The sequence below is a fragment of the Halovalidus salilacus genome (genome assembly GCF_031852275.1).
Classification (GTDB): domain Archaea; phylum Halobacteriota; class Halobacteria; order Halobacteriales; family Natrialbaceae; genus Halovalidus; species Halovalidus salilacus.
This window is the reverse complement of the sequence record NZ_CP134700.1, coordinates 3,952,053-3,976,559: the sequence shown is the minus strand read 5'-3', so window position 1 is coordinate 3,976,559 and position 24,507 is coordinate 3,952,053. Positions and strand designations below refer to the sequence as shown.

The following is a 24,507-nucleotide window of genomic DNA, read 5'->3' as shown; positions in this document are numbered from 1 at the left end:
TTATTTAGCCCCCTCCGTCGTCATCGTCTCATGCCATTTCCGGTAAAAGTCGAGTTGGTTCTCGTCGGTTACGCCGCCGTTCGCGTAGGCCGTTCCTGGCCCCGCCCAGTCATCGTCGACCGTCGCTGCAGTGTTCTCGCCGCGTCCCATCGTAAACAGCGTTGTCGCCTCTGTTTGTTCTGCGAACACGCTGCCCGCTGCCTCGTCGATCCCATCCCAAATACCGATATCATCCGCCTCGAAATTACCTGCAGCGCTGAACGTCGACATCCCGACTTCGTAGACACGCTCTTTGTATTCGTCGGGCGCATATTTCGGTGCAAGAATCCAGTTCCAGGCTTCCATCTCACTAGGGCCACGGGGTTGCCATTGACGCAGACAGAAGGTTCCGACGGGGTCTTTATTCGGATCATCTCGGCCGCCGAGGAAGATAAAGGAGAGGTTCGGAAAGATCGTCCCGAGGGTCACGCCCGACTTGCGTGCAACCTCGTACTGGTCGTCATCAAGCGCATCGTGGTTGAACGTCTCGACGACCCGTTCGGGGTGGCCCCAGAACATCGGCTTTTCCGACTCGATTTGGTAGATGCTAAAGGCGTGCCCGTCGCAGTCGGCAATACCGTACAGTTTACTTTCCTCCTCACCGGTGGCCGTCTCGCTGCCGATTCCGACGTCGATCGCGGATTTGTGTCCCATCGGAACGTGGTAGTTATCGCCGTAGAAATTCTCTGTCGGCGTTTTCCAGTCGGCATCGACGACCCAGCGCTGCGGGTCGCCGATGACTTCCATGTCGATCAGGTCGAAGTACATGTCGAGATACCACGTCGCTCCACCGAGATAGTCCTCGAGCGACGGCGCTTCGGGCGCGGTACAGGCGAAAACGAGCCCGTTGTACGTGTCGACGTGTGGCGCCTCACGGAGGCCGTGCTCCTCGGCGTTGAGGTGATCGAATCCGGCACCTTTCTGGGGCACACCGACTAGATCGCCCGTGTTCTGGTACGTCCACCCGTGATAGGGACAGCGAAAGTGAGTCGTGTTTCCCTTCTCGGCCCGACAGATATTTGCACCGCGGTGGCGGCAACTGTTGAACAGCACTCGGATCGTGCCGTGCTCGTCACGGACGAAAACGAACGGATCCTCCCCGATGGTCCGTTGGCGGTAATCCCCCGGTTCAGGGACCTCTGATTCATGGCCGACGTATACCCACGTCTGGCCGAATATCTCGGTTAACTCCCGTTGATAGATATCTTCGTCGTTGAGGATCTCTATCGGAACCTCTCCTCGTTCTAGCGTCTCTCCCATGAAGTCGAGTATTCTCCGAGTCCGCTGTGGGCCGGACTCGCCCGCGGACAGTGACTGCTCTATGTCGTGGGACATGTATACATACCAATCCAGCGGGTTACAACTACTTAGTTATTGTTCAACGGGGATACGGGCGACAGTGGCTGTAGTCGTTGTAGATCACTAACTGGTCCGAAGTCACTAATCCAAATCTTATTAAGAGCACAGTCTATATTCGACAGTAATCGGTACCAATGATCGGACATGCCACCCACTACGGACTGAACGTACAGGACATAGAGCGCTCTCTCGAGTTCTACAGGGATCAACTCGGATTCGAGGTCGATAGACGATTCCCAGTGAGCGATGTCCAAAGTGATATCGTCGGCGTCGATGGCGTCGCGGGGGAGATCGCCTTTCTCGATGCAGGCGGCTTCGAAATCGAACTGATCGCGTATGATGCTCCAGAGAACGACGTCGTTCACGAGACTGCAGACGGACACGATGTCGGCGTTGCCCACATCTGTGTTACCGTCAACGACATCGCTGGTCTCTACGAAGAACTCACGCCAGCAGTAGAGTTCGTGAACGCACCGCAAACCGTCGGTAACGGCGCAGATATCGTGTACGCTCGTGATCCAGACGGAAACTACGTCGAACTGTTCGAACCGCCCGCTGCTGACTCAACCGGTGACTGACGAGCGTCTTCATACCCGGTAGATATTAGTATGAACCGGTCTCTGTGAGAACTAATGGGTTGGCTCGATAATCAGGTTACGTTGGTCACCGGCGGCGGCTCAGGGCTCGGACGGTCAGTGATCGAGCGCTTTATCGACGAGGGCGCATCGGTTGGTGTACTGGATATCGACGAGCAACGACTCGAGGCCCTTGAGGCGGAATTCGGGGACGACGTAGTCACCGTCACAGGTGACGTGACGTCGGTCGCCGACAACGAACACGCCGTTGCGGAGACGGTCGACACCTTCGGTAAGCTGGATGTGTTCGTCGGAAACGCAGGCGTATTCGATCAGAACGTCTCTCTGCCAGAACTGTCCAATGAGGATCTCGAAGAGAGCTTCCTCGAACTGTTCCGCGTGAACGTCCTCGGCTACATGATGGGGGCAAAGGCGGCGTTGCCCGAACTGGCTGAAACCGACGGTCGGATAGTGTTCACCGCCTCGCAAGCCAGCTTCGGATCCGACGGCGGCGGTGCTCTGTACGTTCCGGCAAAGCACGCGGTCCTCGGGCTGGTCCGACAGCTCGCCTTCGAACTCGCGCCGACGATCAGGGTCAACGCCGTCGCGCCGGGCTTCGTGCCGACGGACCTCTCGGGGACCGACTCGCTTGGCGGGGAACGCGGCGTCGTGTCTGCCGAGGAGTTCGACCCTAGGAATCACCCGCTCGAGATCACCCCGTCACCGGCCGACTACACCGGCGCGTACGTACTGTTAGCGTCCGAATCCGACTCTCGACCGATGACCGGATCGGTCGTCCGCGCGGATCTCGGTCGGTCCGTTCGCGGGATCACCGAAGTGAGCCGCTCAGCGGTCGAATACATCACTGAGGACATGACTGACTGACCAAGCTCGCATATCGAGTATCGTGCCATGACAGTTCCCCCGATTGGTGCATACATTCAAGTGGAACTTCGCCATACACTATTATATGCCTCCATGGGAGCTCGCTCCGGCAGAATGCTGTCAGTACTGTCCGCACAGAAAGTCGGTTACTGGATCGTGCGAACACGCAATTAGACAAGCAATCGTCAAGCAACTTACCGAAGGTCGACACGGCGCCTGTCCAGTCTATCGAGAAGTGAGACGGCAAGCGATGGACGGCCTCTCTACTCGGCTCGAGTCCCAACCGTAGGTTCTCCCGCCATGGACTACCGATTATGGTAAATTCGGGTGTTTCAACTCGCGCGTGAGTAGCAGGTGCTAACGTTCTCCCTCATTCTTCGCGATCAGTAACTCGCTTGGTCACCGCCACTAGTTGTCGGTCGGACACTTTCTCCGGAATCATACATCAATATCACCACCCGTAACCAGCACATTTATATGGAATCGGCTAGGTGTGTTAAATCATGCCTTGGGGTGAACCATGGCGGTCAGTTGATCGGCCGAACTCGAGCGAGATCCCGGACGAATACAGTCTCTCGGCGCGCTCGACCGAGAAAATGATGCTCGGTTACTTCACGGGTACCACGATCATCGCATACCTCGGAATGAAGTTCATCGGAACTCAAGACCAGCTAATCGCGGGACTCCCCGTGATGATGTGGATGGTCGTCCTGGTCTCGGTGCTGGTAATCCTCGGACTCTATGCGGTGTTCACTCGAAGCGAGCCCGTCGAGGAAATAGCTGACATTGGGGAGTCAACGGAGGCGGAGCATGAGTAGCGTTCCCACCATTCCGATACAAGCGCTTCCACCGGAACTCGCCGAGACGATTTCTACGAACCTGCCGCTCTCGCTCGGCATCTTGGCCTGCTACGTCACTGTCTTCATCGGTATCACACTCTTCGCGAGACGGGGATATTCGGGGAGTCTATCTGAGCACATCGTCGCCTCTCGAGGACTGGGATGGGTCGTCGCCTCGCTCACCCTTGTCGCAACTGTATTGAGCGGCGTCGGGATGGCCGGCTTTCCGGGGACGGTGTACTCAGTCGGCTTCTCGTTCATCGCGATGATCCTCGTCGGCTACGCGGTGACTGCACCGGCGGTCTGGTACCTAGGTCGGCGCATGTGGGTTGTCGGGAAAGAATACGACCACCAGACACCCGGTGACCTACTGGGCGACTACTATCAAAGTGATACGATTCGGCTCTACACAGTGCTCGCGAGCCTCGCGTTCAACACGACGTACATCGTCGCACAACTGCTCGCTGGCGGGCTGATTCTGATGATACTGACGGGCGGGGTCGTCTCATTCGAACTGGGTGTCATCGTGCTCGCACTCGTGGTCACGGTCCACCTCGCCACTACTGGAATGCGCGGGATTGCATACCTCGATACGTTCAACGGAGCGTTGATCACCGTTCTCCTTGGGGGATTCGGCGTGTTCATCGTAAGCCACGCCGGGGGCGTCGGTGATGTCTTCAACAGCCTCGGGAATGCGCGTGCCGGACTCACGACAGCACCCGGCATCACTGGACAATTCACGCCCGAGGTCATCCTCATCGTCGGCGCGCTGTTCTCCATCGGCAATACCCTGCTCTCGCCCGCGGGATGGATCCGTATGTACTCCATAGACGCAGAACGGAACTTCGCTAAAGTCGCCGCGATGATCGTTGGCGTCCTCACCCTGATCTACGTCTTTGGGACGAGCTTTATCGGGATCTACGGGCGAACAATACTCCCCGAGGGGACGAATCCAGATACAGTTTCGTCGCTGCTCGCATTCGACGTGATGCCATTCAGTCTCGCCGCGTTGTTCCTCGTCGGCATTCTGGCTGCGATCGTTTCCACAATCGACTCGTACGCGCACGTACTGGCGGCCACTGTCTCGCGTGACTTCATCAAAACGTTCATCAATCCAGACCTTTCCGAGGAGGGGGAACTGGTCCTGAACAAGGTCGTGATCATCGCCACAATGCTCGCCGGTGTCGCCGGGGCACTCCTGTACTCGAGTCTGATAACCCCGCTCGCGCTGTTCGTCGTCGCAGTGGCGGTCCAGGTGCTACCGCTGCTATTCGGAGCAGTTGCTTGGCCGCGCGCGTCCACGGAAGCCGCGATCATCGCCCCCGCTGTCGGGATGATCCTCCTCGGACTGTTCCAGTTACAGTTGATCCCGAATCCGTACGTCACGCCACTAGTTCCGGGGATCCTGGTCGCAACTGCCGCCAATTTTGTCCTCTTCGTGGGCGTGAGCTACTTCACATCGCCACAGCCACTCGACAAGATGGAACAGTACCACGGCCTCATCAACAGAAAGCTCTGAGATAAGATGGTACAGCGCCCTAATTCGTGACTAGTAGGTTGGACGACAGTACCCGAGCAAAGAAGCAACTACCGCGGCTCATTTCGTGGCGTGTCACGAGAGTTCCATTCCACAGCTACTGGACTACTGTCGACTAGGTAGCCACTCAAGAGCCGGTTCGCTAAACTGCCGGTCGTTTGTATCCACTGGTGATCCGAGCGACTGAAACGACCTGATTTACTGTACCAATAGGCCAGAGATTCCTAATTCGACCGCTGTCTCTCGAATTTTAGCTGGCGGCGGCGTCAGTGAACACGCCGAAATTAAGCTGCGACTGTAGTATGAATTAAAAGTAATTACTCACTCTCGGTACGGAAAGTTGGTCAAGGGCTGTATCAATCGCTGTTATAAGATCCTCGAGTGACTTACAGTAGCGGTTACTAAGAGCAGTTGGGAGTTGCCTCCAGCACCTCTCGACAGGATTTAGCTCTCGCAAGTACGCTGGTAACATGACGAAGTCGAGGTCGTCACAGGCCGCCAGGTCCGTGACGGCCGACGCCTGGAAATACGGCGCTCCATCCAACACAATGAGCAGATCATCTTCGAATTCTTTACATAATTAAAGGATTGAATGTTTGGCGTGTTCGGCGGTGACGTACTCTTCGAATCGAGCGAAAAATCGATCACCGTCTTCGGTGATCGCGCCCAACAGGCACGTCCAGTCGCGTTGGCCGGATAATTCGACGGCCGGCCGCGTGCCGCGAGGAAACCACGCGGCACGCGGCTCGACTTGCACGGATTTTTTGGTTTGATCAATACAGACTACGGTGGCGTCCATCTCCCGCCGCTTTTTTTGAACTCTTCGCGGAACGTTTCCTGCTCGTCAGCATCTGATTCGGCGGCTGTACGGCGTGGTTTTTGATAGCTCAATCCCGCTTCTTTGAGCAACCGCCGGCAGCTCGGGATCGAATACTCGACATCGTACGTCTCGTCAAGATACTGCTGGACGAGCGCCGGCGTCCACGCCGGCGCGTCAAGTCCAACTTCTGCAGGGGGTTCGTGGACAGTTGCTTCGAACTGTTCTTGCTCTTTTTCCGAGAGCTTTCGATTTCTCCCAGATCGGTGAGCATCAGTCACAGCCTGCTCAATCGGCTCATCGGTATCGAGTCGCGTGAGCCAGCTATAGATCGTTCGGCGCTGCACGCCGTACCACTCGGCTAGTTCAGTCTGCGTGACGCCGTTTTTGTACGCTATTGCGGCTAACAGCCGTTGTGTCGGCTTCTTTCCGTCCACGTTGTCGAGGGCTTCTTGCAACTCTTCGACTGAGATCTCGTCGAGGTGATCCACTGTCTGTTCCAAGATACTGCGAGCAAATAATTCTAACGGCTACTATAGCAAGTCAGCGCGCGTCGGTGCGCGCCGACCACCCCCTGTGCCATCCTCATCCCAGGTCGCGGCCCGACCATCGTATAGCTAACGGCCGTTTTGTTCGCCGCAGCCGTGGGGCCGTCCGCTGGCGGTGGCGCCCGGGGGCGGGCGCGCCGGGCGCCCGCCCCGGTTACCGCCCCGCGACGCCCATCACGGCGTAGTGCAGGGCGTCGAGACAGTCGCGCTGGGCGGTCCAGAGGGCGTAGGTGAGCGTGGCCATCTCGGGGTCGTAGTTGATGATCGCGTCGTCCGGCGCCGGGGCGTCGGGCACCCGCCAGTCGACGGTGACGGTCGTCGGCGCTGCGGCGTCGCCGTGGTTGCGTTTGAACTGGTCGATCTCGCAGTCGAGCTAACCTGGGGTCGTACGGCGCATCGGAGAGAGCAGAGAATGGAGGAGTGGGTGGAAGGGGCAGTGCCCAACGACGCGTGCCGCCGGGAAGCGAGCCGAGTGACGGCGGCCATGAACGTATCGCCCAGGGTGAGGTGCGGGCGCCCGGCGGCGACACCGGCGGGCGGGTCCCGTCGCGTGCTATCACCGGCAGAGTGGCGACTCGGGTCGCCCCGTCGGCGGGCGGCCAATCGCCCGGGGGCGACGTCCGGATGCGGACGTCGGCGCGCGGAGGCGGACCACCGGGGCCCCTCGCCGCTGGGGTGTGCGCCAGCCGACGCACGCGTACCTGCCGAGGGCGCGGTGGCGATGATCCGGCCGCCGCGGTGGGTGTGGGTGAGGCCGGATGGAGCCACCCCACCGCGCAGGTCCCGTGGCGACGCCGGGCTCCCAGCCCCCGCACGCCGCTAGTCGACGCAGACGTGCCCGCCAGCACGGACGGTCACCGTGTGGCCCTCGTACTCGAACTCGATCCGAACCCCGTTCGGCGCGTCGGTGACCAGCTCGGTGAGGGCATCCGGATCGACGACCGCGTACAGCGGGTCGAGATCGAGCGGATCGGCCTCGGTCGTGTGCGCGACGGCCATGACGATCCGGGTTGGCAACTCAGACCCCTGCGTCGCGTCCGAATCCGTGGTCGAGGTGTCGGAATGCATACTCGAGCCAACACGATATTCCCTTCTAAACTAATCCGTCCGTTCATCGCTGTTTACGGCGCAGCCGGTTGTGAGCGCCGTGGATGAACCCTCTTCCCCGATCGTCTGACGGACGACAGACGCCGTCATTCCTCGGCCAGAACGGTCGAAACCGTTAACTCGGTGGAGAGGGCCGTGGTAGCAATCCCCACCGCAGAACCCACCCCGTGGCGGAGGCGGGAGAGACAACCGATGAGCCGATCCGAGCTGTAACACGTCGGCACCCGCGGGTGGCCGCGAACGGACCAAACTCCACAACAGGCTGCGGACCTGGCCGGTGAGCTTCCCGTCCAGCGGCTCTGGACAGTCGGGAGCGGGGCTTGAACGACCGGACGCCTGGGACCGTGAGTGGCACGGAACGTGGTTGACGACCAGCATGACCGGCCTGGCATCACGCGGCCAGGTGGCGAAGCGGGACCGGTAGCGGGCCGAGAGCCATCGTCAGTTTTCCCTGTCCGAACGCCCCCGCAGATGCCCCAGGGTTCCACACGAGCGCGTCCGCCTGGGCGCGAGCCCAGCGACGGCACGGGGTACGACACGCCCCGTCGGTCTGGGGGCCACCATGCCGCCGTTGACGGGCGGGCCTTAAATCGAACACATATGTCAGGACGTGTCGTGCTCCGTCAGCCCGGCACTGTCTAGTTTCGCACCTCCGAAGGCGTCTGTCCGTTAATTGATTGGTGCGGCCGTTGTGTGTTATAGTAGTGTACGAACTGGTCAAGCCAGTCTCTGACGCTGGCCCGACTGCCTACCCACGAGGTATGGAAGCGGTCAACCCGCATTTTGAAGGTGTGAACCCACGTTTCGATCAGGTTTCGCTCGACGTAGTTGAGGTGACCGCTCAATCCTACTCGAGAGAGGGCAGTCAGATAGCCGTAGCCATCGACGAGAAACACCGTCTCGGAGAGATCGTGTTTCTCGGTCAGTCGATGGAGAAACGCAGCGGCTGGATCGGTGCCTCGTCGGCCGAGGACTGCGACATTAAGAATGAGCCTCGAGTCGAGGTCTATTGCATCACACACCCAAGACCAGACACCGTTGATCCTGACAGTAATTTCACCAATGGCGACCCGCGACGGCTGCGTCGTCCTCAGAACGCGAAGCGTTCTGATGGGCCGCACAAGAGCTTCGCTCTCGTGGACGTCGGCGGGTCTGGGACGCTGACAGCCAGTCGATGGACCCAGTGCCAGATCGCGTGGTGAGAGCGTTCGACGCCGAGCACGCGAAGAATTGCGTGTGTCTCTCGAAGTGAACAGCCGGTCGCGTGGAACCGGACGGCGAACACCCTGACGGGCATCGCTGTCCGCTCACGCTCCCAAGCTTCATCAAATTCCGCCGTGTAGCACTCGCTGACCAGGTCTACGAGCGGTATAGCCAACCTCACTCTCCGACCTGCTCGTTTCTCAAACCGCGCTACCTAGCGTCGTTTCAAGCCTCAAATAGTGCACAACCAACCATAGCGGTACTCGTATTGACCCCTCTGTTCACGGTTGAAGCACCACAATACAGTGCCGAGCAACACGAATCCTTTCTGGAACGATATTTGTGAGGTGGTGGAGTCTGAGAGTAATCATACTATAGCCTCAACATCGTCGGCAGAGCGACCGATCGTGTGCGGCTCGGCGCCATGGCCGTCTCCGACTGCTGATCGGGGATTGACTTCAGACGGGACACAAACCGCGCGTAACCGAAAAACGGGGGAGGCCATCGCGAAGCGAACGTCGATGGTGCGTTGATCCGGTGGTCGGTGTCCCCAAACTGGTAAGGCCGGATACCACCCCCCGCATAGGGACTCGGTACCACGGTTATATAATTGTACTGGCCAATGTGTTTGGGCGTGTATCCCGCCGGCGGTGGCGGCCGCCATGGCCGTCCGCCGCAGTGCAAGGGAACCGGAAAGAACATTAATGGTTATGTCTAAGAGCAATACACCGATCCAGCCATCCGGATCGGTATCCACATCCCCTTCCCCCTCCCCCTTTCGTCAGTCTGAGCGCTGTCGACAGGGGTACACTGTCGCCGGCCCGAGCCACCGCTGTGTCGGGTCCAACCAACCCCCGAGTTCCCGGTGGCCGTTCGTGGCACCCAGCCCGGAAATCCCGCCAAGAGCCCTGGCCGAGCAATCAGCGGGTCGCCTGCGCAACCGCAGCACCGCGTCTAGACAGCGTCCGGCGATCGAGCGGAGCAGAGCGGCGTCTCTACTCTCCGCGCGCCGATCGGCGCGGCGCCGGCAGTCCTCGAGTCGTCTGCGCCACCGCGACCTGCCGTCGAGATCGAGTGACAAGTGCTTCACCCGGGCCCAGCAGTTGCTGGGCCAATGCGTGGGGTGTTGCGTGCCAAATAGCGATCGGATTCGTCGCTGGGAGACTACGCTCGTTGGCTGTCGTGACGCACGAACCAGTGGTGAGCGGCGTAACGAGCGACCACCCGACCCCCGCTGAGCGGCTACACGGCCGCCACCCACGCCGTTGCCACGCGCGCGGTACAGTACACGCCAGGCGATCCGCATTGCTCGAGGGCACCCCCACTCCCTGCCTCGCGGTGAGAGGAGAGGCGGCCACCGATCCGCCCGACGGTGGTCCGTCCGATCGACCCACAGAGGGGCGACGGAATGCAGTGCACTCTGCCGGCGGTCGCCGACCGCAGTCGGCTCAACTCCGCAACGCGTTCGCGTCGAAGTCGGCCGGCAACCGCCAGACGGCGACCGCCGACGCGAGGGTGCCAATTCCGATCGCTAAGACGGCACTGGCCGCGATCGCCTCGGGGGCGACGACGACGAGACCGTCGAAGCCGACGACCGCGGCGACGATCGTATTTAGGATCTGGGCGAGCGGCACAGTCAGCGCGGCGCCGAGGAGCCACCCGGCCGCGCCGAGGAGGACCCCCTGGGCGACGATGAACGCGACGACGGTCGGCCGCGAGACGCCCAGCGCCGCGAGCGTGGCGAGTTTCGCGCGGGACTGGTAGACGAACAGCGCGAGCAGACTGACCGTCAGCGCTGTCCCCGTGAGGAACGCGACGGCGACGAGCAGTCCGGCCCCCACGAGCACCGTCGCCTGCTCACCGACGACCGCCTCGAGTTGTTCCCGGTTCGTCCGGACGTCGTACTCGGGGTAGTCCGCCTGGAGGTCGTCTTGGACCGCCACCGGCTCAGCGCCATCCTCGAGGGTGATCGTGATCATCGTCGCGGGGTCGGTGCCGGTCGCGCCGGTGAGCGTCTGCAGTTCGCTCAACCGCACGGTGATCGTCGGGGCGCCGAGAAACTCGGAGAACGTGGGTGAGATGCCGACCACGGTGAACTCATTGTCGGCGGCCGCCGCGGTCGTGCCGCCGACGTAGATCGTGTCGTTGACCGAGAGGTCGTAGGCGTCGGCGGTGCACTCGTCGATGATCACCTCGCGACTCATCGGCCCGTCGAAGGACCCCCTCTCCGTCGACGTCGAGATGCCCGACGACTCGCCATTCACCCTCTACCTCTATGACAGTGACGAGAAGACAGTCGAATCGACAGCCGGTTCTGGGTCTGAGCAAGTAACGGTTGACACCGACACTGTCGAGCCGGGCTCGTACGTCCTGGCCCTCTACGTCGACGGGAACTACGAAGCGATTCAGCCCGTTGTCATCGGTGGCTATAACCTGTCTGTGGCCGCAGCGAGCGAGGTCAGCCCCGAGACCGATGTCGAAGTGGATGTGACCATCGCCGAAACTGCCCTTGAAGAAGCCCCCGCCGGCGTCGAAGTCGCCGTCTGGAACGACGAGACGACCGTTCGAGAGCCCGCCGAACGCATCGATGGCGATGAGTACCGGGCGACGATCGCGAGCGACGAACTCGAGGAGGGAGAATCGTACCACGTGTACGCGGCCGCACAAGGGGACGAGGAGGTGCGGGGCGAACCCGAAATACTCGGGCTCAGCCACGGTCACGAGCTGACGGTTGACTCCGATGGAGGTGACTCGAGCGATGGTGACGACGATCACTCGTCTCGTTCGGGCGGTGATGACGGCGAACGTGACGACGATCGCACCGCAGACAGCGATGTGGACGAGACGGACGAGACGAACGAGACGAACGAGTCGAGCGACGAGGTGGACGAGTCGAACGAGACGGACGGCGTCCAGCAGCCGAATCTCGAGGCAAACGGGAGCGACGACGAGGCGGACGGTGCCGACTCGATTCCCCTTCGCGGGGGTCAACTTCTTGCGATCGTCGCCCTACTTGCGGGGATTGGACTCCGGCTCCACAAGATCCATCGCTGACCTCGACCGCGTCTGGTGCGAAATGGGAGGTCCATCGGGCAAGAGGTCCACAAATCGGCCAGTACACTTATCTGGTCCGGCTGACGAGCCAGTATGCGGGGGGTGGTTGTCGCATTGCCAGTTTGGGGAAACGACACCGAATCGACACACCATCGATCTCGACACTCGACGGCCTCCCCCGTCCTTTCATCGACCACAAGTTCGGCCCAGCCAGTGTCATCGACCCACGACTTCAGTCGTGGGCTTTCTCCTCCAATCCGTGTGAATCAAGTGGCGTATCGCTGGTGTTCAGAGGCCGAGTTCACTTGCCGAGTCCACATCGAACCGGAGGACTTCGAGTTTGCCGTCGAGCAGGTCGGGAAGTGCAGCTTCGAAGGCGTTGAAGTGGTCGGTTTGCGTGTGCGCCTCGAACGCGTCGGCGTCTTCAGTGTTCGAAGAACCGCACGACGGTGGGTTCGGTGACGTCGGTCGTCGCTCGGTACTCGAGCATCCCGTCTTCGGCCTGTGAGTGCTCGACGAGATCCTCGATCTGCTCGAGCGCCTCATCAAACTTCTTGGACGCAATTGGGAACGCCGCGTGCAGGACTATTCGAGTGCGGGTGCAGATTCCGGCGGCCGGCGAGGATCGGCGATTTGTTCGTAGGCGTACGCCATCTCGATAAATTCCTCGTCTCGTGAAGCTACTCGGCTTGACCGGACGCGAACGGGTCGTCGGACGCACTTCTTGTACGCACTCTCGAAAGCAATCGTAGAGGAGTGCGTCGAACGAGGCGTCGGAACGCTTGTCGTTGGCGACCTTGGCGGCATCCGCGAGGACGACGAGAGCGGGGAACCACGCAACTGGGGCGACCACGGCAATCTCGACTTGCACGGGTGGGCGTTCGACCGCTTTACGACGCTTCTGGACTACAAAGCAGAAGCTGAAGGTATCGACGTTGAGTTGGTGTTGGAACGTGACACGTCGAAGTCGTGTTCGGCGTGCGGTCACACTGACGACAACCAGCGTGTCGAACGTGGACTGTACGTGTGTGAGGCGTGCGACACGGGTGCGAACGCGGACGTGAATGGTGCGGAGAACATTCGGCAAAAGGTACTCCCGAGTCTCGCCACGGATGGCGGTGATAGGGATAACGGCTGGTTGGCACAGCCAGCGGTTCACCTGTTCGACCGTAGTGAGGGTGTTTTCGCCCCACGAGAACAGGTCGTGAACCGCGAACCTTAATATCCCAACGCGGTCGGGAATCCTCGCCCTGTAGGGCGGGGAGGATGTCAAGTTTATTCAGAAACATTGTATACCTTAGGGCGGTAGTCGAGAATGATACTCAGTGTGTGAATTGTCCGGTTACGGCTAACGTCCCAAGCGCCTCCTCGCCTTCGACAATCACCCGGCCGATAGGCTTGTGCCTGTCATCCGTCAGCTGGTAGAATGTCACGCTCATCGGTCCGTGTAGTCCTCAACGTCGACGACAGCCTGCGTTTCACGGTGCGTGAGGTCGCCATCAGCGCTGACCACTGGTGCATTGAGCTCGCGACCGACAGCCGCGACCAGTGCATCAGGCCCGTCGAGGTAGGGGCCGCCTGGTCCAATCTCGTCCGCGATCTCCGCTGCGGTCACCGCTGTCCGCTCGTCGATCTCGTATACTTCTCCCCAAGCCAGATCGGCGCGAGCACCGGCAATGTCTCCATTTGGAAGGTTCCCTTCCCCGATGAGAGCCTCGGCAACCGCTGGGACAGGCATCACCCAGCGGACATCAGCGCCCCCGCATGCCTCGTAGAATTCGCGAGTAGCCTCGAGACCGTCCAAGTAATCAATTAGGTACGTTGCGTCGAGGACCTTCATGCAGCGTCCCCGACCCGTTCGCGCATCCGACGTTTCCGCTTTTCCTTCGCCTTTCGGCGCCCTTCGCGGACGTGTTCGGCCTCTTCATCTGACCATCGGCCGAACCCGTCGTAGAAGTCACCAGTGTCGTTCTCGTCAAGGATTCGCTCGAGAACATCGTTGTAACTCTCACCTTCCCGCCTTCGTCGTTCGATTTCGCGCTTTACTCGTCCGCTGACTCGAATCTGTTCTTCGGCGGCCATCCTACGTTGACGTTCACGTTGACGCTACTTTGCCCTTTGGTCTGGAGAAGTGGCGATGGGATGCAGTCACTCTCGTCGGATGTCCACCTCAACGAACTCACTGCTGTGGTTCATGAGGAGTGTGTCGGGCCTCGTGTGAGGCATGGTATGCGTGGGTATTCGCTTGCACCGCACAGGCCAGACCATCGACCGACTCATCCACGGGGGTGAGGGTGGAGGTTCCGTTCGGATTCGGGTGCAGTTTCGGTGCTCCGAGCCGCCTGCCGACGATCTCGCCTCAGCGTGCGACGGGGAATCGCCGGGCGGGAGCGCAGAGAGGCTCTCACTGATTCTCGATCTCGATCCGTTTCTCGAGCACATTCAAATACAGGATCTGGGGCGCTGGCTCATGGCCGTCCGGAATCACGTCAGCATCGACCGCTTCCGCCCCCTTGAGGTCGACATCGTTTGCGGCACTCCCGAACGCGACTGATTGAGCGATGATCGCACCAGCCATATCAAACTCGCCAGCACCATCGACCTGCACTTGGTGGTCGCCTCCAGCATCGACATCGAAGTCCTCGTTTTCACCCGCCACGTAAAGGAGGCCCCTGAACTCACTACTCGAATCCTGAAAACTGACGGCAGAGGTGTTGGTGCCATAGAACTGGATGGTCTCGATGGCGTCTTTCGAACATGAGTCCCCGATATCAGTTCGGAGGTCGAAATCTCCTTGCGCATAGATCGTGAGCGAGTGGGGAGTCTCATCACAGTTCTCAATCTCGATCTCGTCCGGGGAAACACTCCCATTAACGTAGACGAGCGCATCCCCCTCCGAGAGATTGAACGTATAGGCGTCGTTCATCGTTTCCACAGAATAGTTACCCGCGGGATTCGGTTCCGATGAGCGCAGTTCTGGAGCGTCCGCCAGGTCTGCACCGAGAGAGTCGATGACCGAATTCAGCGGGGGGAATTCTCCGTCATCCAGCTCAATCTCCCCGTTATTCCCCTTGGGCTCCTCATAATTAGTTTCGGGATTAGGTACGGAGAGCCCGGATTCAAATGCATCGTTGACATCTTCATACCCCAGTTTCACTTCCACTTCACCATCAGCATTTTCACCGCCGTAACAGTCTTCTTGGACCGTCGTATCCCCGGCTTGGGTTTCAAAGTACTCCTCCCAGCCGTCACAGTAGTTGCTCTCAATCGCAACGAATACGTGATCATCCTCGATATAATTCAGGCCCTTTGACGTGGAGTTGCGCTGCTCAATGGCCAGGTCACCTGCCCGAAGGGCTTTATTCTCCGTTAGCTGTGGGACAAAGAAGTTTAATGTGACGGAATCTTGATTATACGTGACGGATGGCGCGGAAAGCAGGTGGACCTGGTCACTCGTTTTCCGAAAGACACCGCTCCCTTCGTAGGCGACTGTTGTCCCATCAGGACTTTCGTACTCGATTGTGCCAATGGTGCCGTTTGCAACATCCGTTCGATTGCTCCCATCATACTTCTCAGTCCAGATTTCATACGTGGCCGCATCGTCGTACGCGACCGCCCCCTGTTCGCCGACCTCGAGTGTTGCCGTTCGCGTCGTCCCGGACGTATTGCTGACTGACTCGATCTGGTGTCGAACCTCGATAAAGGAGTGTTCCACTTGCTCCTGTTCTGCGTGGTGTGCGACAGTATCCAGCTGAACACCCCCAATATACAGAATGCTGAGTGTGACGACACTGACCATCCCAACCAGTAGAATGAATCCGATGACTGAACTCACCCCTCTCGTATCCATAGATACGCGACTATGCTGTAATCATATAAGATATTCTCATGGGCTCACACCCGATAGAGATATCCCAACGGCCGATATTATTTGAATAGCATAATAGGACATGAAATGAACCAGCACAGAGTGCGCTGGTAAACACGACCATCTGGCGTCTCCGGTACACACGGTGGCAGCGTACCACGCACCCATCGCCACCGGCTGGTGGCCAACCGTGCAACGACCAGAGACCACTGGTCGGCGTGCTCCTCAAAGAGGACGCTGACGTCCTCACCCCGAGACGCGCGGCGGACGCACGTTTGCCGAGGCGATGGCCACAGAAGGACCGGCTAGCCCCCTTCGACCGATCCGCCACACCCCAGACAGATGTCATCCTGCCAGGGAACGGTAATTCGAACTTCCCGCTCGGCGCCACAGTTCGAGCAGTACGTCGTTCTCGTCTGTGCTGGCTTATCCATGGATCCCCCCGAGTAGTTACTGATACAACACTCCACCACTACTTTAATGTTAACCATAGACCGGTTTGGTATATTAGGAGTATAAGAGCCGAGAGTTATGGGATGAGCAGGCGCAAAAACCCCGCCCTTCAGGGCGGGGAGGATGTCAACCATGCTGATGAGCATCTGGCGCAAAATTCTATGGACTGTCCTATCTGGCGCGAAAAAACCAGGAGTGTGTCACCACTACGATTTTCTCTTCTCCTCTTCGATTGTTTCTGTGAACTCCTGGTACGCCTGAGGACCCATCCTCTCGGCCAAGACCATTGAGTACTCCCTGAGCTGCTCCCTCAGACGCGCGTACTCCGGGGTCGGCGCAGGGCGGTCTTCCATACGCATCATTTCCTCGTGAAAGATGATGTTGCCGTATAGGTAGGCTACTTTCTTTTTGAGTTCCTCGATGGACATCTCGTATGCCTCTCCTTCGACCATATTCAAACGTCCATTTTTCCCCACAAATAAAATCGTTTCGTCTCATCGATCGCAAATATAGCCACAATACAGTAAAATCTGCTGAATTCAAGTTACCAACCACGGATATAACTATCGGACATTCATTCTGGCGCCGATGAATAAGGTGCACGTTATCGAGATCAATCTCCGAATCGCCACTCGTAGGAAAAGAAGATAACATTCAGAGAATCAACAAGCACTTTGGAGAACGATTTCCAATCTCATTAGGGTAGTCCACTAGGGATCGCAGGAAGACCGTTCGTGCGTGCGTGGGGCTCGAGACAATCGGTATTACCGGCTGTTCAGGTGAAAAACGATCGGAGAACGACCGCAATACCCTACCAATTCCGAAACTAGCGGTGAATCGCGGAGTCATCGGCCCGCGACCAAGTGGTCAGCAAGATAGGCAGGAGCTGGCGGAAAGAAAGCCGTACGACATCCTCTCGCTGGAGGACCCCTCCCCCGTTGCTATCAGACTGACCAAATTTCGTCTTTTTCGTCGGTAATACAGGCACAGGAGAGATATTGTCGCCGGCAGCGGGGACATTCCTCCCAATCGCAGCCGGGGTGATGGTATTCACCCGGTTCTACCCCGCAGTCATGGCACGGCCGACTGCTGAACGAGTCAGGATCCCAGCGCTCGGTGAATTCGTCTAACCGCCTGCGGATCTCTTCTGCCCCCAACTTCCCGCGTCCACCGTTTGCGATCTCTCGTTCATAATTCTCGACCATCTCCTGATACGTCAGGTCACGGTCGGCCTCGCCATACGGGATCGGGTCTACTTCTTCGCCGTCAACGAACCGAATAGTGCGGTCGCCAGTACAGCCTGTGGCGTCGAGCATCTCTTGGCCACAGCGGAAACAGTTAGCCATCTTCTTCCCCCCAGACCGTTCCAACTGTCTCGCCAACGGTCCGTGGTGACGTGTCCTGCTCACGAATCTGTCTGTCGCCCGGTGACTCGAATCTGAGTCCAGCGGTGGTTAGTTCAACCATACAGGCCGACATGGAGAAAGGTGAATTTAACTCTTGTCACGATCAGGATTGGTATTGGTTAGATAAGACAATTCCAGCAGTATGCACAGGTTTGAAGCCAGGTTTCGGCAGTTTCGGCTTCGGCGTTTCTGAAGCAGTTTCCGAACTGGTTGGTTCGGCGTTTTATCAGCGGACAAGGCGAATACCCCGAGGCTTGACCTCGGGGATGAAGCCGACACGCAGGGATACAAACCAGTAAGCGAATACATCTCTAATCAAGAGACAGCGATGGAACACAGTCACCGCTACCACGCTTACCCAACACAAGAGGTAGCGGAGCGACTCGAACACCATCTCGACGTTCATCGCCAGCTGTACAACCACGTCCGCTGGGACTACGAACAAGCCCCGGAGGACGACAAACCGTCCGAGTGCGATCAGAACAACAAACTCCCCGAGTGGAAGCACAAATGGCCTGTGTTCGGTGAACTGCACTCGAAAGCCGCGCAAGCTACCGTCGCACGCTTCCATTGGAACCTCTCGAATCTTCGCAAGAAGAAAGAGAAGGGGTACAACGTCGGTCGGCTCAAACGACAATCACCCACCGACTACCGAAGCGTCACGTACAATCAGTCAGGCTTCGACCTCGATAACAAGAAGGGCCGCGACGGATACGCCTACGTGCGCTTCAGCAAAATTGGCTGGGTCAAAATCCGATACCACCGCTCGATTCCTGAGCAAGCCACCATCAAAGAAGTCACGTTCAAGAAGGAGACGACCGGGGAGTGGTACGTCTCGTTCGGCCTCGAAACCGACGACGTAGACCTGCCCGAGAAACGCGACGTGAACTCGCTTGACGCAAGTAACAGCGTTGGGATTGACCTCGGCATCCAGAACTACATCCACACGAGCGATGGGAAGACTGTGGATTGGCTCGACCTCGAAGACGAGTACGAGCGTCTGCGCCGTGAACAACGCAAGTTGTCGCGGAAGGAAGAGGGGTCGAACAACTACGAGAAACAACGCCGGGAAGTGGCGAAGGTGAAGCGTCACATCAAGCGGAAGGTGCTGGACTACCAGCACAAGATTACGACGTGGCTCGTCCGCGAGTACGACGCTGTATTCGTTGAGGACTTGAACGTGAGGGGGGATGCTCGAACAGTCGCACAACGCCCGCAACAAGCAGGATGCGGCGTGGCGACAGTTCATCACGCTCCTCGAATACAAAGCCGACCTGTACGGCTGTCACGTCAAGCAGGTCGAAGTACGAGGCACAACCAAAGAGTGTGCATCGTGCGGTGTGGAAACAGCGAAACCCATCTGGGTCAGAGAACACTCCTGTCCGAGTTGTGGGTTCGAGACGGACAGGGATGCGAACGCGGCGATGAACGTCTTGCAGAGAGGCTTTTCTAAGCTAGGGCTGGGATGGCCCGAAGACACGCCCGTGGAGACTGTGACCGCTACGGACACGACTCACTTCGAGTCTGTGTCTGCAAGTCATGTCGTGGACACGGGAAGCCTCGGGGCTTGACCCCGAGGCGATTCACCTCTTGGAAGGGGCGTTCGACTGCGTTTCGATGGCCGTCATCGACCCACCCCTTCACAGTAGTCGAACGAGATCGTCGCCGATGCCGTCAAGGTGGACGCGACGCACGTCACCTTCGAGCGGTTGATCCACATTCGGCGACGCATCTCGAACCTGCCGAAGTTCCAGCAGTGATTCTTCCGCAGGGTGCAGGAGTACACCGAGTACAACCTCGAGGAGTACGGGATCGAGTGCCGGTGGGTCGATCCTCGAAATACGAGTAGGGCGTGTAGTCGGACGGACTGCGACTGTGTGTCCGACGCCAACCGGGAGGGGAAATCCTTCCGGTGCGGTGACTGTGGGTACGAGGTGAACGCGGATTACTTCAGCGTACTGAATGCGTTCGCTTCGGAAGAGTTGGACTTGTCCGTGGATTCGGCGTTGTACCCGTCAAGAACAGGAATATTTCCGATTCCGAACCACGATTCCAACCTTGAGGGCGGATTGGCCATCCGTATCGACAAAAAGTATCTCAAGACACATTTTATGATGGAAATCGGCGTATGATTACACAAGCAGAATTCCGCGACGTTATCGAACAGTTGATCACCAACGGAAGTTCGTTCATAGCCGTTTCGAAAGAGAACCTTTGGCGTGAAGAACTGGTGATTCTCTACCACGACCAGGTGGAGAATCTCCTTCAGCCATCTGGTGTCGACGTGGATGAAGTGCTGCTTGACGGGACGGTGTACCCGGTGACCTGTCAGCGCGTCTATGGCACAAATGTCCATTTCGTCCACCGAGTGCCGATTTACAGCCAAGGAGTGCACGGCACGCCAGAGGTCACTCTCGAGGAGGGGATCGAGAACATCCACGACCAGCTCAAGACGGGATGGAATCCAGTTGAAAGCCGCCGGAGGCCGCTTCCGTTCAAAGAATTCGCTGAAGAGCTTGTCGAGGCGGGAGCGTCGAAGATCGAGATCGACAAAGAGTCATTTCGAGACACGGACGGGACTCTGTTCTGGGTTCGGGCCTATACGAAACCTGGTCGTGGCATGCCCATTATCAAACTGACTGATGGGGTACGGTTCGGTGATCGGGGGTACCTTGTTGATGGCTTATGTCCACTAGTCTATCTCCCGACTGAGGAGTGGAGCGTAGTGGTTTATGCCGATTCCACTGACCCGGTGTCCAAGCCGGTCTCCCTCGAGAGAGGGGTTGAAAACCTGCAAGCGTATATCGAGAAGGAGGATTCGATAGAGACCTTCTAGGACGACTAATTCCGTTGTGGCTCCACGGAACACCTCCGCTTCGACCGTGACGCCTCGAACATCAAAATCAACCGGATCGTTCTAAATCCGCCGTTCGATTTCTATTTCTTCGTCTGATACGAAGAGACGTATAACTGCGTACCAGCCGCAAACAGGGCGTTGCTGAGGGGTAGTCTTGACTGTGACATTCTCTGATGGGCCATTTTCGTCCTCGGGATCGTACCCGGCACGGTGGCCGTGTTCAGATTACCTGATTCGATACGTACGCATAACTCTGGAACCAGGTTTCGGCGGTGTTCGGTTCGGCGTTTTGTCTCGTGTCGAAATCGCAGGATGGAGCGATGAAGTGCAGGTTTGAGCCAGGAGCCAGAATCGACGAGAAACACGGCGTCGATGTCGTGTTTCTCAGTGAGTTCGGAGAGGTAGATCGAGGGAATACCTTTATTCCGTGTCGCAAACAGCCGCACATAGAGTAATTCGTTGGATTCGGGATCGACGGCAGCGGTGGAAGTGGATACTGAGGCACATCAATTCACGCGGTGTCGCTTCATACTCCCCCAAAACTGACTGAATCTTGGTGCTAAATCCGTTGTAGCGGTGAAATTTGACATGGATACCTCGAATTCCACCGCCTCACTCCTTCGATCTCTAATCTGAACGGCACTACTAGACAGTGCCAGAACAGTTATAATGTTTTTTCACTATTATTTGTGTGCGCTTGTCGAACCCACGCTTTTGCAAGCAATCCGTTGGCTCCGGATCATTGTATTCATCTTAAGTGCCTTATTCCATTTGCGACATATTCTAAAGATAAATATGCAAAACAAGTATTGGCATATTAGCCATTTTGTGATGTGTGTAGGGATGTTCCACATGTTCCTCCCAAATAATTTCAAATTCGCATCTGTGTCAGCATACTTAATAATTTATATTTCTATCGCGACCATTATTTTAGGAAATGTATTAAAGTATCTGTATTCTCATCGCCTAATAAACTTCTTGTGGATAATGTCTCTGGTAGATATGGCTGCTATGATTTATATGATCAGTTTCTATCGAATTAATATTGATGTTCTAACAGACATATTCATAGCTTATTTTGTCATTGTGATGGTTGTATGGCTTATTGGTGAATTTAATTTATCTTATAGAATTGCTCGAGAAAGTAAATACCCGCCGTTTTCACCTATTGTCTCACCGGGAAAATTCTTCGGTGGTTACTCGGTACAGACTCGTGTCACACTTAGTCTCATGGCAGCCGGGATGGGGTATATGCTTTTTGTAATGCGTTCACATCCGATGTAAAATTCCATAATCTATTGGGGATTCGGTTCAGGTCACTATTAGTTTAGCATCCTGGGCAGGGTCTAGTGTCGCTTCAAGCCTCAAATGGTACAAGGACAATGGTAGTGGAATCTGTTTCACCTCATGGCTTCACAGTTGAAGGGACACGAGACAGTACCGCTCTAACTCACCCATAACCTCAAGTAATAGTTTGATGCACTAGTCGAGGAAGTCAATGCACGAGGGTTTCATATAAATATACCATTTGTACGCTAGCTAATATAAAATTTTAATGTTTCACTCAGGTACGCGTGGACGCATCTTGACACCCAGACTTCCCTTATTGGAGACAGACATATGTCGAGTGATACGATCTCTCCCTCTCCCGAGAGGTGTAATGAAAATCGAGTAGGTAGAAGTTCCTAAGCACTTGTAAAACATTGGAAATGAAGGGCTAGAATCTTGCCCATTTCAATGTGGAGTACCACGGGGAGCTGTTGAACTACTAAAATCCAGGGTCTGAAACCGATATTAACTGCGTTCCCATGAGGACGATTGATTTTATTCTTTACGTCCCGTCGCGTGGGTAGCGGAGGCGGAGATCGTCAGTCGTCTCCGGCTCGCTCCCGGGAGACGCTGTCCGGGTCCTCGTACTTGGCCTCACGACGCTTATGGATGTCCTTGATGGCGTGTTCCGGCGGCACGTCGATAGCAGGACTCTCGTCGAAGAAGTTTACCGGTTCAAGCTTGAAGCTCGCCAGGTGGGCTGGAAGAATCGGCCAGTCTTCCGGCCGGTCGACATGGTTGACACCGAGGGTATACCAGAGGACGATATCTTCGCCATCAAGCGAGCGGTCCTGTTCGGTCCACTCGGGCAGCCCAGCTCCGCCGGAGTGCTGGTTAGGATAATTGCCGGCAGGGAACCGTTCGTCCTCGTTGTAGGGAGTAGCCCACAGGTGGTTATCGATGAACGTGGCCCGCTCCATTACGCTGGAGCTTTCCTGTGCACACGCCTTAACATTCTCGCCGGGGACGAGCTTGTAGCCGACAGGTTGATCGAGGTAGTTCGTCTTGTTCGGGTTTTCGACCTGCCAATACCGACCCTTCAGGGGGTCAATGAGCTCCTGCGCTTCCTGTTCGGTTTTGAGCTGTGTCTTGTCGCAGTAGAACGCCGCCCCGGTCGGATTCACCTCGTCAAGGTCGGCCTCTCCGTCCCATTGGATCTCCTTGTTGGGGCCTTTCGGAATCGGCTGGTTCTGGCGGCGGTAGAGTGTATTCTCTTCGCCGTCAACGTCCATATCAATACGGAAGTTGAAGAAGTGCTGGTGGACCATCCCCTTGATGTGTGGGGCCATCATCTCGTAGTAGCCCGGGTTCTGCTCCTCGCCTGGCTTGACAAGGCCGTTGCTGTTGATGCCCGTCAGCCGAACCTGGGGTTCTATCGAGCCGTCTTGGTAAAAGTACCAGTTGAACTCGTAATCGTAGTTACCGACGGTCGCGACGAAAGAGACGACGAGGCGACGGTTCCGCCGCACCTCGGTGTTCTCCGTCCGCCAGTTCGTGTGTTTCCAGAGTGTCCCGAAGTCCTCTTCATGGACGCAGATGGCGTTCGGTAAGACGTTCACCTGTCCGTCGGTGTCGTTCATCACTGCGTCGAAGTAGTGCATGTAGCCAAGACAGTCACACCCCTCCATGAGCGGATTTGCGAGTCGACCGATGTTGTACTCTCCGACGTCGAATGCGTTCTTCCAATTGTGATTTGGGTCGGGGTCACCGTAGGGCACCGACATCTCAACGCAGGAGGCACGGTTGATAATTTTCCTGACTTCTCCGTCGTCCTCGTAGCCGACATTGTACAATACCAGCCCCTCACGTTGCGTCCAGCCAACGCGGATGTGCCACTTCTGCCACTCGATTTTCCGCCCGTCTATCTCCCAACTCGGGCCGTCGGGCTGGTCCACGTTATACGGTTTAAGGTCAGAACGGAGGTCACGGTCGACCTCTCGATACTTCGCGTCCTCGAGGTCGTTGACAACGTCGTCGATTTTGGTCCCGCGGTCAAGTACCTTGATGACTTCCATGTCATCGAGGTCTACCCATACGTGAAGGCCGTCGAGTGGTCGAGCGTAGCCATTGTCCTCCTCACTGGTCCGGATCCATGACATCGCATGGGCGAGGCGGCGGTCGCGATCAATGTCGTCGGGAACGAGATGATGACCGACGGACCAGGGGTCGACGATAGCGAGGTCGAAGTTCTCGACGCCACGCTTCGCCGCCGCCTCCTGCCACTTTTCGTTCTCTTTGACGACTGCCTCACATTGTTCGAACTCTTCAAGCGTGATCGACGGTTGAACGCCCTTAATATTCTCCCAGGAGACAACCGTTTCCTCGTCCAGCGATACGACCGCCTCGTAGGTCGTCTTCTCGGTCCTGTCGCGAATGATGATGAACGCTCGCCGGTCGACGTCGGCCTCGCCCTCTTCGTATGCATGAAGCTCGTCCTTCGACGGCTCGTCCAGAACAATTTTCACGAATCGACTCTCTGGGTCGACGTCGCGTTCGTCTAAAAGTATCTCGCGTGCATCGTCTATCTCCTCTTCTATTAGCGGGTCGAGCGGATGGTCAACCTTTGCTGTGGCTTCAGTTGCCATACATGCTACATCGATATCATTTATCATATATCTTTGGTCGATGTCA

The 24,507-nt window shown here is 57.4% G+C and carries 18 protein-coding genes and 4 pseudogenes; 10 read left to right on the top strand and 12 right to left on the bottom strand.

The genetic code is table 11. From position 1 onward, the window contains the following. A complete protein-coding gene (locus RJT68_RS19565; RefSeq protein ID WP_407038195.1) occupies window positions 1-1,374 on the bottom strand; it encodes an aromatic ring-hydroxylating oxygenase subunit alpha in 1,374 nt (457 codons plus the stop codon). A 158-nt stretch (window positions 1,375-1,532) separates the two neighbouring features. Between RJT68_RS19565 and RJT68_RS19560 the strand changes: the two genes are divergently transcribed. From RJT68_RS19560 to RJT68_RS19545, 4 genes are all read left to right on the top strand, one after another. Further along, the gene (locus RJT68_RS19560) at window positions 1,533-1,976 is read left to right on the top strand and encodes a VOC family protein (RefSeq protein ID WP_407038194.1); all 444 of its coding nucleotides are present in this window, start codon (window positions 1,533-1,535) and stop codon (window positions 1,974-1,976) included. A gap of 54 nt (window positions 1,977-2,030) precedes the next feature. Continuing rightward, window positions 2,031-2,858: a 3-(cis-5,6-dihydroxycyclohexa-1,3-dien-1-yl)propanoate dehydrogenase gene (gene hcaB, locus RJT68_RS19555; RefSeq protein WP_407038193.1), complete on the top strand. Its 828-nt coding sequence runs from the start codon at window positions 2,031-2,033 to the stop codon at window positions 2,856-2,858. A 503-nt stretch (window positions 2,859-3,361) separates the two neighbouring features. Further along, a complete protein-coding gene (locus RJT68_RS19550; RefSeq protein WP_407038192.1) occupies window positions 3,362-3,676 on the top strand; it encodes a hypothetical protein in 315 nt (104 codons plus the stop codon). Further along, complete coding sequence (locus tag RJT68_RS19545) at window positions 3,669-5,216, top strand: sodium:solute symporter family protein (RefSeq protein WP_407038191.1); 1,548 nt, start codon at window positions 3,669-3,671, stop codon at window positions 5,214-5,216. Before RJT68_RS19550 ends, RJT68_RS19545 begins: the two co-directional genes overlap by 8 nt. Window positions 5,217-5,541: 325 nt before the next feature. Here RJT68_RS19545 and RJT68_RS19540 read toward each other — a convergent pair. From RJT68_RS19540 to RJT68_RS19520, 5 genes and pseudogenes are all read right to left on the bottom strand, one after another. After that, window positions 5,542-6,542: pseudogene (locus tag RJT68_RS19540) on the bottom strand (IS630 family transposase). Window positions 6,543-6,753: 211 nt separating this feature from the next. Further along, on the bottom strand, window positions 6,754-6,894 hold the full coding sequence (locus RJT68_RS19535) for a hypothetical protein (RefSeq protein ID WP_407038190.1): 141 nt from the start codon (window positions 6,892-6,894) through the stop codon (window positions 6,754-6,756). Between the two features lie 524 nt (window positions 6,895-7,418). Beyond that, window positions 7,419-7,667, bottom strand: a complete 249-nt coding sequence (locus tag RJT68_RS19530; protein WP_407038189.1) for a HalOD1 output domain-containing protein — start codon at window positions 7,665-7,667, stop codon at window positions 7,419-7,421. 677 nt (window positions 7,668-8,344) lie between these two features. Further along, a pseudogene (locus RJT68_RS19525) lies at window positions 8,345-9,078 on the bottom strand (IS6 family transposase). Between the two features lie 1,279 nt (window positions 9,079-10,357). After that, window positions 10,358-11,113 (bottom strand): ABC transporter permease, encoded by a 756-nt coding sequence (locus RJT68_RS19520; RefSeq protein ID WP_407038188.1) that lies wholly within the window; start codon window positions 11,111-11,113, stop codon window positions 10,358-10,360. On the opposite strand from RJT68_RS19520, the gene RJT68_RS19515 reads away from it, so the two are divergent. Continuing rightward, window positions 11,094-11,963, top strand: coding sequence for a cell surface glycoprotein (locus RJT68_RS19515; RefSeq protein ID WP_407038187.1), 870 nt, complete (start codon window positions 11,094-11,096; stop codon window positions 11,961-11,963). The two genes, RJT68_RS19520 and RJT68_RS19515, sit on opposite strands and share 20 nt — an antisense overlap. Before the next feature lie 424 nt (window positions 11,964-12,387). Here the strand turns inward: RJT68_RS19515 and RJT68_RS19510 are convergent, their stop codons facing one another. After that, complete coding sequence (locus tag RJT68_RS19510; RefSeq protein ID WP_407040413.1) at window positions 12,388-12,684, bottom strand: putative quinol monooxygenase; 297 nt, start codon at window positions 12,682-12,684, stop codon at window positions 12,388-12,390. Here RJT68_RS19510 and RJT68_RS19505 point away from each other — a divergent pair. After that, window positions 12,625-13,185 (top strand): annotated as a pseudogene (locus tag RJT68_RS19505) (RNA-guided endonuclease TnpB family protein); the annotation flags it as partial. The gene RJT68_RS19510 and the pseudogene RJT68_RS19505 overlap by 60 nt on opposite strands. Before the next feature lie 213 nt (window positions 13,186-13,398). On the opposite strand, the gene RJT68_RS19500 reads toward RJT68_RS19505, so the two are convergent. The 4 genes from RJT68_RS19500 to RJT68_RS19485 all read right to left on the bottom strand — a co-directional run bounded on the left by RJT68_RS19500 (window position 13,399) and on the right by RJT68_RS19485 (window position 16,736). Then, window positions 13,399-13,803: a PIN domain-containing protein gene (locus tag RJT68_RS19500; protein WP_407038186.1), complete on the bottom strand. Its 405-nt coding sequence runs from the start codon at window positions 13,801-13,803 to the stop codon at window positions 13,399-13,401. Next, on the bottom strand, window positions 13,800-14,045 hold the full coding sequence (locus RJT68_RS19495; protein WP_407038185.1) for an antitoxin VapB family protein: 246 nt from the start codon (window positions 14,043-14,045) through the stop codon (window positions 13,800-13,802). The genes RJT68_RS19500 and RJT68_RS19495 overlap by 4 nt, the downstream gene beginning before the upstream one ends. A 322-nt stretch (window positions 14,046-14,367) precedes the next feature. Continuing rightward, window positions 14,368-15,813 carry a DUF7289 family protein gene (locus RJT68_RS19490; RefSeq protein WP_407038184.1) on the bottom strand — a complete coding sequence of 482 codons (1,446 nt, stop codon included), beginning with the start codon at window positions 15,811-15,813 and terminating at the stop codon, window positions 14,368-14,370. Between the two features lie 677 nt (window positions 15,814-16,490). Continuing rightward, entirely contained in the window at window positions 16,491-16,736 is a 246-nt protein-coding gene (locus tag RJT68_RS19485) for a hypothetical protein (protein WP_407038183.1), read from the bottom strand. Between the two features lie 1,282 nt (window positions 16,737-18,018). Here RJT68_RS19485 and RJT68_RS19480 point away from each other — a divergent pair. From RJT68_RS19480 to RJT68_RS19465, 4 genes and pseudogenes are all read left to right on the top strand, one after another. Then, a pseudogene (locus RJT68_RS19480) lies at window positions 18,019-19,261 on the top strand (RNA-guided endonuclease InsQ/TnpB family protein). A 201-nt stretch (window positions 19,262-19,462) separates the two neighbouring features. Then, window positions 19,463-19,822, top strand: coding sequence for a zinc ribbon domain-containing protein (locus RJT68_RS19475; protein ID WP_407038182.1), 360 nt, complete (start codon window positions 19,463-19,465; stop codon window positions 19,820-19,822). Next, on the top strand, window positions 19,819-20,526 hold the full coding sequence (locus RJT68_RS19470) for a hypothetical protein (RefSeq protein ID WP_407038181.1): 708 nt from the start codon (window positions 19,819-19,821) through the stop codon (window positions 20,524-20,526). Before RJT68_RS19475 ends, RJT68_RS19470 begins: the two co-directional genes overlap by 4 nt. 690 nt (window positions 20,527-21,216) lie before the next feature. Beyond that, window positions 21,217-21,831 carry a DUF5134 domain-containing protein gene (locus RJT68_RS19465; protein WP_407038180.1) on the top strand — a complete coding sequence of 205 codons (615 nt, stop codon included), beginning with the start codon at window positions 21,217-21,219 and terminating at the stop codon, window positions 21,829-21,831. 584 nt (window positions 21,832-22,415) lie between these two features. Here RJT68_RS19465 and RJT68_RS19460 read toward each other — a convergent pair. Next, window positions 22,416-24,461: a primary-amine oxidase gene (locus RJT68_RS19460; RefSeq protein WP_407038179.1), complete on the bottom strand. Its 2,046-nt coding sequence runs from the start codon at window positions 24,459-24,461 to the stop codon at window positions 22,416-22,418. Window positions 24,462-24,507 lie beyond the last annotated feature (46 nt).